Origin of the sequence: Pseudomonas sp. Lb2C2 (genome assembly GCF_052112205.1) — a bacterium.
Classification (GTDB): Bacteria; Pseudomonadota; Gammaproteobacteria; order Pseudomonadales; family Pseudomonadaceae; genus Aquipseudomonas; species Aquipseudomonas kilonensis.
This window is the reverse complement of the sequence record NZ_JAUTYW010000001.1, coordinates 159,509-171,947: the sequence shown is the minus strand read 5'-3', so window position 1 is coordinate 171,947 and position 12,439 is coordinate 159,509. Positions and strand designations below refer to the sequence as shown.

General features: G+C 63.7%; 11 protein-coding genes. 1 reads left to right on the top strand and 10 read right to left on the bottom strand.

Annotated features, from left to right (window positions below; genetic code table 11):
• Positions 1-28: 28 nt before the first annotated feature.
• The 9 genes from Q7F16_RS00725 to gspG form a co-directional block, all read right to left on the bottom strand.
• The gene (locus Q7F16_RS00725) at positions 29-1,198 is read right to left on the bottom strand and encodes a substrate-binding domain-containing protein (RefSeq protein ID WP_409555401.1); all 1,170 of its coding nucleotides are present in this window, start codon (positions 1,196-1,198) and stop codon (positions 29-31) included.
• Between the two features lie 155 nt (positions 1,199-1,353).
• On the bottom strand, positions 1,354-2,535 hold the full coding sequence (locus tag Q7F16_RS00720; RefSeq protein ID WP_409555400.1) for a substrate-binding domain-containing protein: 1,182 nt from the start codon (positions 2,533-2,535) through the stop codon (positions 1,354-1,356).
• Positions 2,536-3,055: 520 nt separating this feature from the next.
• Entirely contained in the window at positions 3,056-4,267 is a 1,212-nt protein-coding gene (gene gspF / locus Q7F16_RS00715; RefSeq protein WP_409555399.1) for a type II secretion system inner membrane protein GspF, read from the bottom strand.
• Positions 4,267-5,685, bottom strand: a complete 1,419-nt coding sequence (gene gspE, locus Q7F16_RS00710) for a type II secretion system ATPase GspE (RefSeq protein WP_409555398.1) — start codon at positions 5,683-5,685, stop codon at positions 4,267-4,269. Before gspE ends, gspF begins: the two co-directional genes overlap by 1 nt.
• A 139-nt stretch (positions 5,686-5,824) precedes the next feature.
• Complete coding sequence (gene gspD, locus Q7F16_RS00705) at positions 5,825-8,185, bottom strand: type II secretion system secretin GspD (protein WP_409555397.1); 2,361 nt, start codon at positions 8,183-8,185, stop codon at positions 5,825-5,827.
• On the bottom strand, positions 8,182-8,748 hold the full coding sequence (gspM, locus tag Q7F16_RS00700) for a type II secretion system protein GspM (RefSeq protein WP_046062733.1): 567 nt from the start codon (positions 8,746-8,748) through the stop codon (positions 8,182-8,184). Before gspM ends, gspD begins: the two co-directional genes overlap by 4 nt.
• Positions 8,741-9,913 (bottom strand): type II secretion system protein GspL, encoded by a 1,173-nt coding sequence (gspL, locus tag Q7F16_RS00695; protein ID WP_409555396.1) that lies wholly within the window; start codon positions 9,911-9,913, stop codon positions 8,741-8,743. Before gspL ends, gspM begins: the two co-directional genes overlap by 8 nt.
• Positions 9,910-10,896: a type II secretion system minor pseudopilin GspK gene (gspK, locus tag Q7F16_RS00690; RefSeq protein ID WP_409555395.1), complete on the bottom strand. Its 987-nt coding sequence runs from the start codon at positions 10,894-10,896 to the stop codon at positions 9,910-9,912. Before gspK ends, gspL begins: the two co-directional genes overlap by 4 nt.
• An 8-nt stretch (positions 10,897-10,904) precedes the next feature.
• On the bottom strand, positions 10,905-11,354 hold the full coding sequence (gspG, locus tag Q7F16_RS00685) for a type II secretion system major pseudopilin GspG (protein WP_046062736.1): 450 nt from the start codon (positions 11,352-11,354) through the stop codon (positions 10,905-10,907).
• Between the two features lie 148 nt (positions 11,355-11,502).
• On the opposite strand from gspG, the gene gspI reads away from it, so the two are divergent.
• Positions 11,503-11,877, top strand: coding sequence for a type II secretion system minor pseudopilin GspI (gene gspI / locus Q7F16_RS00680; protein ID WP_046062737.1), 375 nt, complete (start codon positions 11,503-11,505; stop codon positions 11,875-11,877).
• 116 nt (positions 11,878-11,993) lie between these two features.
• Here gspI and Q7F16_RS00675 read toward each other — a convergent pair whose 3' ends face one another.
• Positions 11,994-12,437 (bottom strand): general secretion pathway protein GspC, encoded by a 444-nt coding sequence (locus Q7F16_RS00675; protein ID WP_079305563.1) that lies wholly within the window; start codon positions 12,435-12,437, stop codon positions 11,994-11,996.
• Positions 12,438-12,439: the final 2 nt, after the last annotated feature.

The window sequence follows — 12,439 nt, the reverse complement described above, 5'->3', positions numbered from 1 at the left end:
CGACGGTGTGGGTTGCTCCAACATGGCTTTACAGCGGACGACCTATGCCATTGCATACGTTAGGGTTACCGATGCTTAAGGTGTTGGCAGCCGTCAGGAAAGAGGTGCGAATTGCGGTTTTCCAGGCGGCTGGTAACGGCACCAGACGGTTGGCGGTGATAGCCGCGTCGTTATTGACGGTAAGGAAAGCGTTGTAGTGACGGGTAAAGAAGTTACGCACTTGCGTGGATTGGGTAGCGTCGGCATAGCACTGGCTGAAGATCAGGTTGGTGAAGCCAAGAATGGGGTAGCCGGTGGTTGGGAAAGGCACCACGCTCGGGTCATTTGGGTTGGAAGTCGCGGCGAATACCGGCACCCAGACGTTTGGATTCGAGCGATTAGCGGTGGGAGGAACAGCGACTGCAGCTATCGCTGCCGAAATATTCGCTGGCGCAGGAGACACACCGGCAACCCGGGCCACCTTTGTGGCGTCATCCAGGCCAGCCAAGGTCGATGCTGCATACGCCGGGCTCATATAAGTGATAGCACCTTGAGTCGCGTTCACTGCATACATGGCTCCTTCACTATGAACGGCCGATAGAGCACCGGCCGGCGGCCCACCGCTGTAACTGGAGGCAAAGTTGGTGGTGACGGAGAAGGTGCCTGTTTCCGCGCACTTGGCGTTCAAGAAGCGGGTGAACAGCTCCGTGGTTCCGCTGCTCTCGGCACGGTAAACCACAGTGATTGGACCGGTACGGCCAGAGCCGGTGATCTGGTTCCAATCGGTCAGACGACCGGAGAATACACCGCACAACTGGTTGACACTCAAGTCGATGCCAGCCGTGCCGGCCTTGTTGAACGGAATGGCGATTGAAGTGGCAGCCGAAGGCACCTGGATCAATGGACCCCAGGCCGCGCCATGAGCGAAGGCGTAAGTGTCCAACTCGATGAGTCTGAGCTTTGAGTCACTGGCGACCCAATGCACGCTCTTGGTGGTAATGCCACCCACGAGCTTGCTGTAATCGTTATTCAGAAAAGCGATCTTGCCCGCACCGCTGCCCACACCGATGTAGGGAGCGAAACCGGCGGTCAACACTCCGGCTGTCTGGTAAAGCGGCTGAGGCAAGGTAGTGCCACCGCCATTGATATCCGCCATTGCCAACGGCGCGCATAGGCCGCTGCACAACAATGCAACCGTTCGGGAAAGATGCTTGAACATGACAAGACTCCTGTCTTGAAATGCTGCGCCCTATCCGAATCGTTCGGGCTGTAGCGCAGCTGAAGGGGGCGAAACGACCACCATTAACTACGAGGAAATCAGCAACGGCTTGCGCCGTTGCTGATGGGTATTGCGTGTCGCTCAGGTGTGGTGTGTTACAGCGGACGACCGATACCGTTGCAGACGTTTGTGTTACCGATGCTTTGCGCGCTGGAAGTAGTCAGGAAGCTGCCACGGATGGCGGATTTCCAGGCACCTGGCAGTGGCACAAAGCGGTTAGCGGTGATAGCTGCGTCGTTGCTGCTGGCCGCAGTGGCGTTGTAGTGACGGGTGAAGAAGTCACGCACCTGCGTGGATTGGGTAGCGTCGGCATAGCACTGGCTGAAGATCACGTTGGTGAAGCCCAGGATTGGATAGCCGGTGGTTGGGTAGGCCACGACGCTCGGATCGTTAGGGTTGGTGGTTGCGGCGAACACCGGCACCCAGGCGTTCGGGTTGGCGCGGTTGACGGCGGCGGGTACTGGAACAGCAGCGATGGCGGTCGAAACGTTGGCTGGGGCTGGGGAAACACCGGCAACGCGAGCGACCTTGGTGGCGTCATCCAGACCCGCCAGGGTGGTTGCAGCGTAATCCGGGCTCATGTAGGTGATACGCCCCTGAGCAGCGTTCACAGCGGTCATCACAGCCTGGCTGCCAGTGGCGGCAACGGCACCGGATGGCAGACCGCCGCTGAAGCTGGAGGCGAAGTTGGTGGTGATTGCGAACTTGGCGCTGTTAGGTTCAGCGCACTTGGCGTTCAGGAAACGAGTGAACAGCTCAGTGGTACCGCTGCTCTCAGCACGATAAACCACGGTAATTGCGCCGGTACGGCCCGAACCGGTGATCTGGCTCCAGTCGTTCAGACGGCCGGAGAACACGCCACACAACTGATCAACGCTCAAGTTGACGTTCGCAGTGCCGGTCTTGTTGAAGGGAATGGCAACTGAAGTGGCGACCGAAGGCACCTGGATCAACGGACCCCAGGCGGTACCATGGTTGGCAACGTAGCCATCCAATTCAGCCTGGCTGAGCTTCGAGTCGCTACCGGCCCAGTGCACTTTCTTGCCGCTGGTGTCGCCAGGCACCAACTTGGTGTAGTCGTTGTTCAGGAAAGCCAGTTTGCCGTTACCGCTGCCCACACCGATGTAAGGGGCAAAACCGGTGGTGAGTACACCAGCAGTCTGGTACAGCGGCTGAGGCAAGGTAGCACCACCGCCATTGACATCAGCCATGGCGGCCTGAGCGGCGCAGAGGCCGGCGAGGGTCAGGGATACCGCGAGAACGTTGCGCTTAAACATGAAGAATCTCCTTTCATCGTGTTCGTACGTAGGTTGGGTGACGCGTGCTTGCCGTCATGGCGCTCGGTCCTGTGCCGATGGCGATGGGGTGAGGCCATGGGTTAGAAATTCGCAGTTTCCGGTGACAGATAAAGGAAAAAACCTCGGGAGCTGAGGGCTGTTTTTCGAGTTTTTCCTCGGGTGTTCGAGGGCTCTGGGTTGGGGTTTCGAGCGGGTTTCACGGCCGTACCATGTGGGGGCGCGGTGGAGAGGACGGCGGGTGGTTGCCGGGCGCGGAAAAATGACAGAACGAGGAACCCGAGTTTGATGCTGGCAAGGCTCGGGAGGTGTCTCAAGCTTTGAAAAAAATTCCGCTAGATCAGCTTTTTTTGTGGCGAGGGCGCTTGCTCCCGCTGGGTTGCGAAGCGACCCCAAACAGGTCGAACGCGATCCATCTGATGCACCGGGGTGTCAGGTTTTGGGGCTGCTGCGCAGCCCAGCGGGAGCAAGCTCCCTCGCCACTTTTTTTTGCGAGGAGGGTTTATTGAACCAACTGATTGATCTCGATGATCGGCAACAGCACCGCCATGACAATGACCAACACCACGCCACCCATGACCACGATCATCAACGGCTCCAGCAGCGCGGTCATGCCCATGGCGCGGCGTTCGATGTCTCGGGACAGGGTTTGCGCGGCGCGTTCGAGCATCGGCGGCAGGCAGCCGGTTTTCTCGCCGCTGGCGATCAGGTGGATCAGCACCGGCGGGAAGACTTTTTCCACCCGCAGCGCCGCCGCCAGGTTGACCCCTTCGCGAACCTTGGCCGTGGCCTCGCTGACGCTCTGGCTCAGGCGGTCGTTGGACAAGGTTTGGCGCGCGGCCTCGAGGGCTCGCAGCAACGGCACCCCGGCTCCACCGAGAATTGCCAGGGTCGAGGCAAACCGTGCGGTGTTGAGGCCCAGTACAAAACGCCCGATCAGCGGCAGGCGCAACACCCGCGCGTGCCAGTTCAACCGTGCCGCCGGTTTGCGCAAGTACATGCGCCAACTCCAGAACCCACCGGCCAGTACGCCAAAACACAACCAGCCCCAGGCACGAATGAAATCACTGGCGGTGAGCATCGCCACGGTCAGCGCGGGTAGGTCTTGCCGGGCCTGGGAGAACGCGCTGACCACCTGCGGCACGACATAGCTGAGCAGGAAAATCACGATGGCGATCGACACCAACCCCACCACCCCGGGGTAGATGAACGCCGTGAGGATCTTGCCCCGCAGGTTGTTGCGCTCCTCGATGTAGTCGGCCAAGCGTTCCATGACCTGGGCCAGGTCGCCGGACTCTTCACCGGCGGCAATCAACGCCCGATAGATTTCCGGAAAGTCCCGTGGCCGCGCCGCCAGGGCTTCGGCCAGGCGCATGCCGCTGCGCACATCGGCGCGCACCGCGCTCAGGGTCTGGGCGATGTGCTTGCGCTCGGCCTGTTCCACCGTGGCGCTCAACGCGGCTTCCAACGGCAGGCTTGCGCCCAGCAGGCTCGCCAGTTGCCGGGTGGCCCAGGCCAGGTCGTTGTCCGAAAGCTTGGCGCTGAACAAGCCACCGCCGTTGGCTGGCGGCGTATTGCGCTCAACCTGCACCTGCAATGCCGTCAGCCCACGGCTGCGCAACAGGTTGAAGGCCGCCCCCTGGCTGTCGGCTTCCAAGTGTCCGGATTCGATCTTGCCCTGGGCGTCGGCGGCCTCGAAACGATAGCGATTCATCAGACGTCCCGTGTTACGCGCAGGATTTCTTCAGGGGCCGTGGTGCCACTGCGCACCCAGCGCTCGCCGTCCTCGCGCATGCTGAACATCCCCGCTCGGCGAGCGGCGGCGCGCAATGCCTGCTCCCCTGCCCCCTGGTGGATCAGCGTGCGGATGTCATCGTCGATGCAGAACAATTCATGGATGCCGGTGCGGCCGCTGTAGCCGGTCTGGTTACAGCTCGGGCAGCCCACCGGGCGCCAGGTGCCGGGCGTGGCCGGATCAGGCTGTTTGCACTGCGGGCACAACCTGCGCACCAGTCGCTGGGCGAGCACGCCGAGCATCGATGAGGCCAGCAGGAACGGCTCGACGCCCATGTCGATCAAGCGGTTGATGGCTGACACCGCGTCGTTGGTGTGCAGCGTCGCCAGCACCAAGTGACCGGTGAGGGAGGCCTGCACGGCGATTTGCGCAGTCTCCAGGTCACGGATTTCGCCGATCATGATGATGTCCGGGTCCTGGCGCAGGATCGCCCGCAGGGCCAGGGCGAAGGTCATGTCGATCTTGGCGTTGACCTGGATCTGGCTGATGCCTGGCAGGTCGTATTCCACCGGGTCTTCCACGGTGAGGATGTTATGCACGCTGGCGTCCAGCCGGGCCAGGGCGGCGTAGAGACTGGTGGTCTTGCCGCTGCCCGTGGGGCCGGTGACCAGGACGATGCCGTGGGGCTGGCGAATCAAGTGATCGAGCTTGCCCAGCACGTCAGTGTCCATCCCCAACGTTTCCAGTTGCAGGCGTCCGGCCTGCTTGTCCAGCAACCGCATCACCACCCGTTCGCCGTGGCCGGTGGGCACCGTCGAGACGCGAATATCGATCGGTCGCCCGGCGACGCGCAGGGCGATGCGGCCGTCCTGGGGCAGGCGTTTTTCGGCGATGTCGAGCTGGGCCATGATCTTGATCCGTGACACCAGCGCACCGTGCAGGGCCTTGCGCGGCGAAACCACATCGCGCAGGGTGCCGTCGACGCGGTAGCGCACCACCGAATGGCTCTCGTAGGGTTCGATGTGGATGTCGCTGGCCTCGTCCCGTGCGGCCTGGGTCAGCAAGGCGTTGATCATGCGAATCACCGGCGCACCGTCCTGGGTGTCCAGCAGGTCGGTGATCTCGGGGATGTCCTGCATCAACCGGTCGAGGTCGACTTCGTTTTCCGCCGCGCCCACGACCGCCGCGGCGCTGCCGGTGTCGGCATAGGCACTGTTGAGCAGCCCGTCGAGTTCCTCGTCGCGCACCCGCTCCAGCCGTACCTCGCCAAACTGGCGGCGCACTTCACTGATGGACCAGCCCGGCGTGGACGGACACACCATCAGCACCGCGCCCTCTTCGGACTGGCGCAGCACCAGGCGTTGGGCCTTGGCCCAGGCGTATGGGAGGGTGTTCATGTTGACACCCCAGGCCCACGAAACACACAAGCCTCTTGTGGGAGCGAGCCTGCTCGCGATAGCGGTGTGACAGCTTGCATGGATATCGATCGGGTCGCCGTCATCGCGAGCAGGCTCGCTCCCACAGGATGGGTGTTCATCAAGGAGTGCCCCCCTCGATAGGCACCGCCTTGATCACCGCCCTGGGTGTCTGCAAGCTCACCGGCGCAGCGCCCGGGATCGCCCGGGCCGAGGCCGGCAGTTGCGGGGCTTGCATGTCTGGCAGGGCCCAACTGCGTTCCGGTTGCAACAGGCCCTGGGCGCGGCGCATGAAGTCGTAGCGGTTGAGGGTGATGCCGCGGCCCGCCGCCGTGTCGCGGATGATGTAGGGCCGCAGGAACACCATCAGGTTGGTCTTGGTGATCTGCCGCCGTTCGTTGCGAAACAGCGCGCCGATCCCCGGAATGGTCGACAACCATGGCACCGCGTCATTGCTCTGGCTGTAGCCATCCTGCAGCAACCCACCCAGAACCATGATCTGCCCGTCGTCGAGCAGGATGCTGGTGTCGATGGCGCGCTTGTTGGTGACGATGCCGGTGGTGCTCGAAGCGCGATTGTCGACGCTGCTGACCTCCTGATAGATGTCGAGCTTGACCGTCCCGCCTTCGGAAATCTGCGGCCGGACATTGAGCTTCAAACCCACCTCCTCGCGGGTCACGGTCTGGAACGGGTTGTTGCTGGTACCACCGCCGCCGGTGACGTAGCTACCGCTGACAAAGGGAATGGTCTGGCCGACAAAAATGCTCGCCGCTTCGTTGTCCAGGGTCAGCAGGTTCGGCGTCGACAGTACATTGGTGCCACCCTTGCTCTTCAAGGCCCGGGCCAGGACCTTGAGGTCGAGGATCTTGCCAATACCGGGAATGTCCACAGTGCCGTTGACCAGGCCAAGGTTCAGGCCTTGAGGCAATACATCGATGCTGGTCTTGCCATTGAGGTTGAGCCCTGTGCCGCCAAGATTGACCCCGCCGATCACGCCGCTGCCTCCGAGGTTGCCGGTCTGCCATTGCACACCGAACTCGCTGGCGTCGTCCTCGCCGACCTCGACGATCAGGCTCTCGATCACCACCTGGGCCCGACGCTGGTCCAGCAGGTCGATGACTTCCCGCAGGTTGCGGTACAGCGGGTCCGGCGCGGAGATCAGCAAGGTGTTGGTGGTGGCGTCGGCCTGGATGGTCACGCCACCAGCGCTGAAGGCAGTGCTCTGTTCGTTTTTCGTCGAAGCGGAAGTCGTGCCGTTGCTGCCCTGGGCGTAGCCATTGCCGCTGGTCGAAGCACTGCCGCTGGTGGTGCTGCTGGTGCCATCGCCACTGCTGCTCTGCCCGCTCTGGCCGTTGGTGCTGGCGCCCATGCCACTGAGCACCGAGCGCGAATTGTCGCTGCCCTCGCCTTCGCTTTCCCCGGTGAGCAAGCCGCGCAGGGCCTGGGCCAGTTTGCCGGCCTGGGCGTTGCGCAGGTACACCACATGCAAGTTGCTCGGGTTGTTCTGGGCGTTGTCGAGCTTGTAGATCAGATTGCGCGCCAGCTCCGTGCGCTCGGGGCTGCCGGCGCGAATGATGATGGAATTGGAGCGCGGGTCGCCGATCACGTTGATCTTCTGGGTCTGGTCGCCGCCCTGGGTTTCCAGCAGGTCAGCGACCATCTGCGCGATATCGACCGCGATGCCGTTGTGGATCGGCACCACGTCGGTGTCGATGGCGCTGGGGGTGTCGATGCCTTCGATGAGCTGCGCCACCCGCGACAGGTTTTCGGCGTAATCGGTGACGACAATGGTGTTGTTGCCCGGGTAGGCATTGATCGGATTGTTCGGCGATACGATCGGGCGCAGCACCGGGATCAGGTTCACCGCGTTCTCATATTGCAGGCGAAAGGTGCGGGTCAGCATGCCGTTGCCGGCCGGTTTGTCGGCGCTGTAGATCGGCCCCCCAAGCAGCTTGGCATCGGCCTCCGGCACCACCTGGGCCACGCCGCCGACGTCCACCACGCTGAAGCCTTGCATGCGCAACGCGGCCAGCAGCATGTCGTAGGCTTGGTGGGCTGGGACCTGGCCTTCGGATACCAGCGTCAGGTTGCCCTTGACCCGCGGGTCCACCAGAAACTGTTGGCCGGTGGAACGGGACAAGGCCCGCACCACCGCCTGGATATCCGCTTCGACGAAATTCAGCGTCACCGGTTGATCGCCCAAGGGCGTGCGCGCCGGCACATTGCTGCGCGGCTCACGGGCACGGGTGGTGAGGTCGACCTGATGCCGCACCGCGGGCTTATGTTCACGCAGGTCCTGGGCCCGTTGGCGATCGAGCAATGCATCGCCGCTGCGCTGGGTGCTTCCCAACGGAATGCCCAGCTCGCTGTCCACCAGCAACGGTGGCTGCGACGCCGGTGGCGTGCTGTTGCACGCGCTCAACGCCAGCACCAACAGCGGTGCAGCCTTGCGCCAATGACGTGGGTATCTGGCCCCTTTCATGAAGCTTCCTTAGCGCTTTGCGCCTGATCCATGCGAACGGTTCCGGACAGTGTGCCGGCGCTGTTGTCGAGGTTGTCGGGATTGGCAAGGGCGGTGCGCTGCAAACGAGCCTCGATCACTTCCAGGGAGAGTTGCCGTGGGTTACCCAGCAGCCAGCCGATCACTGCCTCTGCAGGGGCCTGGTCGAACGTGAGCTGCCAAGTGGTGGGGCGTTCGGCGCCGGGCGTTTGCAACTGGTAATGTTGGCTCAAGCCGCTAGCGTCCAGGCTCTGGCGCAAGGCGGCTTCGAGGGGCTGGCCTTGTGCAGGCCCAGCGATGTCACGCAACAGCACTTCAAGGGCTTCAGTCTGTGAACGCAGCTTCGGGGTTTCGGCTTGCCAGTAGGCGATGGTCTTGAGCGGCGGCTGGATCAGCGCGAGCCAGACCATACAGCCGCCCAACACCAGCGCAGCCAGGGCCACGGCAGCTTGCTCACGCACCGCCAACCCCTGCCAGAACGTGCGTAAACGCGTGCGAAAGGCTTGCCAGCGCACCCACGCCAGTGCCAGGGATTGCTTATTCATCATCGGCGTCCGGGGTTTCGTCGGGGCTGCCCTGGCCGGCCGGGGCGACACGCAGGGTCCAGCCCTGATCGATGGCGGCGACGTCAATGCCGGCCTGGGCCAGGGGGATTTTCCAAGCCTCTTCGGCGGAGGGTTTCTGCGCCTCGGCCACGACACTCAGGCGCAACTCACCGTTCTCGAACACCAGCGCCTGCACATTGCCGCTCATGAACGGCATGGCGCTGCCCGCCTGCTGCACCAGGCTGGCAAAGCGTTGCGCCGGGTCGGTCGCCGTACCGCTCTGGCGCGCAGCGATTTGCTGACGCGCCTGTTGCAGCGGGTTGAGGATCACCGGCAACTCGGGAAACGCCTGCTTCACCCGCTGGCTCATCTGCGCCTTGAGCCGTTGACCCTGGGCCGCTTCGCGGGCGGCGTAGAGGTTCAGCCCGATCACCCACACCGCCAGCGCTGTCGCACAGATCGCCGCCGCCCGGCCCCAACCGCCGCGCTCGGCCGCGTTGCGTGCAAGGCCGGCATGCAGCCCCCAACCTGGCGCAGCACCCATCCAGCGTTGGGTTTCGGCCAAGGTGCTTATCGAAGGTTGCGGCGGCGCCTCGCCCACCCAGTGCAACCCGGGCCCTGTTTCCAGCAACCACTCGTCCAGCGCCTCCTCCTGCAACGGTTGCACTACGGCGTGCTGCAGGCCGTGGCGCACCAGCAGATGGTCGTCCTCGATGCAGGCCACCGGCCCCGACAACACCGGCAAGGCGTAGGCCGCCGGGTAGAGGCCGCGCAGCTTCATGCCGGCCTGGTGCACAAGCCGGCCCAGGTTGGCGAGGGATTCACGGTCCAGCCAGGCGATCTGCACCTGCCCGTCAAGGTCGCGCGGGCTGTGGGCCACCTGCATGTGTTCGCTGGCACCGAGCATCAGGGCCTGGGCCGCGCATGTCACCGCTGCAGTAATCTTGGCCGCTGGCAACAACGGCAACTCCAGGCGGGTCAGCAAACTGTCGCGGGGATGAAGGAAGCATTCCACCGAAATATTCTTACCGCCTTGGCCCAATGCCCGCAGGCTGCTGCGGCCTTGCTCGCGAACCTGGCCCTGGCGATCCAGCCAGGCAAATGCCACCTCACTGTCGAGATCCAGCCTGCCCAGCGGCGCCAGGGCGATGCGCAAGCGCGTCATACGCCCACCCTTGACCAAATCACCTGGGGCAAGCGGTCCTCGGTGCGTTGCAGCAACGCCTCCAGTTCGACCCGCCGCTGTCCGCTGCGTGCCTGGCCTCGCAGGCGGAACCAGTCGCTGGTGATGCCAACCTTGACGCTGGCGGTGTCCAGCTCCGGCATGCGCAGGCGATTGACGAAATCCCCACGATTGATAAACCAATGACCACCGTCACGCTCCCTGACCAGTGCCTCGGCCCGCTGCAGCGACAGCCCCGGCACATAGGCGGCCAGCACCGGGGCGCTGGCGGTGTTGCCATTGAGCCAGGTATTGGTCGGCAGGATCGTCACGTATGGCGCCAGTGTTTGCAGCAACCGCGCATTGACGCCTTTGACGCTGCGCAGGTCTTGCAAGGTGCGCAGCATCGGGCGTGTCGGGGCCAGCGGCGTGTTGTCGGCCTGTGGCGAGGTTTCGCGGCCGCTGTCGAAGGTATTGGCCTTTGGCGCCTGGTCCACCCGCTGCGGGTTCAACAGGCGCGGATAGGCCTCGACCACCCTTTCGACGATGCGCGTACGGACCGTCGCGGCCACGCCCAACTGCTGGCACAAGCGTTCGAAGGCGCGCAGTTGTTCTTCATCTACACGCTCATTGGCGACAAGGTTGCGCAGGTTGAACTTGCCTTGCTCGTCTTCCAGCTGGCCTTCGAACGGCGTGTCGACCTGGTCCGAACCCGGCATCACGATGGGTTTGGCCCAGGGTTGGCCGAAGCGCGTCAGCGGATCACGTTGGCGGGCCTCCCAGAGCAACTGGCGACTCAGTTGCAGGCCACCCTGCAACCGCGCCGAGCCCTGGACGCGCAACTGCTCGGCCTCCAGGCTGCGGGTGAACAGGGTCTGGCGGGTCAGCATGCCGCCGGCGATGACTGCCACCACGGCGGCGATCAGCAAGGCACTGATCACCGCCATGCCGCGCTGCTTCGCCGCGAGGGGCGAATCCGTCTGCATCACGGCCCTTACAACTGCCAGGAGCCAATGTCGGCATTCACGCCGTCGCCGTCAGGCTGACCGTCGGCCCCCAGGGAAAAGATATCGACTTCGCCGTTGGCACCGGGGTTGAGGTAGTTATAAGGACGGCCCCATGGGTCGTTGGGCAGGCGCTCCAGGTAAGAGCGCCAGGTGCTGTTTTTCGCATCGGCCGGCTTTTCCACCAGCACCTTGAGACCCTGGTTCATGCTCGGGTAACTGCCGTGGTCCAGGCGATACAGCTTAAGGGCTTGCATCAGGCCGCCAATGTCCTGTTTCGCCGCCGTTGCCCGCGCCTGGTCAGGGCGGTCGAGGACCTTGGGCACCACCATCGCCGCCAGGATGCCAAGGATCACCACCACGACCATGATTTCGATCAGGGTGAAACCGCGCTGCCCGCGAGGGCCTTGGGAACGGGCGTTGTAACGGGCGATCTGCATCTCGACGGTCCTTCGCTGGATTCGATTCGAGGCGCAGTGTTGCAAGAAAATATGTCAGTGATATTGAAATTGCTCAGGAGCTTGCGTCGTCAATTGGTCATGAACGGCGGCTAGCCTTGAAGGCTGCCCTCGCCGCCGAGCCCGCACCATGTCACGCCCTGCGCCGCAAGCCGGCTTCACCCTGATCGAAGTACTGGTGGCCCTGGCGATCATCGCCGTGGCCATGTCGGCCGCCGTGCGCGTGGCTGCGGTGATGACCCAGAGCAACGGCCTGCTGCGCGACAAATCCATCGCCCTGCTGGCCGCCCGCAGTCAGTTGGCGCAGTTGCATCTGGAAGGCCGTTTTACCCAGGGCTCGAAAGTGTTCGAATGCGACCAGGGACGACTGTTGCTGCGTTGCGAACAGACCCTGCGCCCGGCGGAGAACGGTCGGTTGCTGCGGGTTGAACTGAGCGTGTCGGATCGCAGTCGCGAAGCACCGCCGTTGGCTCGGCTGGAGACGTTGGTCAGCCGGGAAAAATAAAGGCAGACACAACCCCCTGTGGCGAGGGAGCTTGCTCCCGCTGGGTCGCGAAGCGGCCCCAACATCTTGCGGTTGCTGCGCAACCGAGCGGGAGCAAGCTCCCTCGCCACAGGGGTTCAGCGCTGATTTTCGGTGTGTGTCAGGGACGGCAAACTCACCGAATCCGGCAACCGAGCCAGGACCAGTCGGGTCTGCTCGCTGCCACGTTCGATGACCACCGCCTGCGCCTCGATCGCCACCAGCCGTACCCCTTGGGCCACCCGCTCACCCACCAGGAAACTGCGCGGCGGTCCGTCGTTGAGGCTGAGGATCGCCACGGGCGCGCGGGTGCCGGCCATCACGCCGCTGACCTTGATGTCCACCGCTGCCGGCTGGTTGGAGAACCATTGCAGCGCCGGGTTATCGGAACGCTCGGCCATGCGTTGCGGGGCGACGTTCGGCGTGCGGGACTCGGCCGACGTGAGCAGCAGCGAAGACCAGGTCGCCACCCCGGCCAACGCCGCCAACAAGCCCACGGCCTGGACGATTTGCGCCGGGGACACACGCTCGATGAACGCCATGG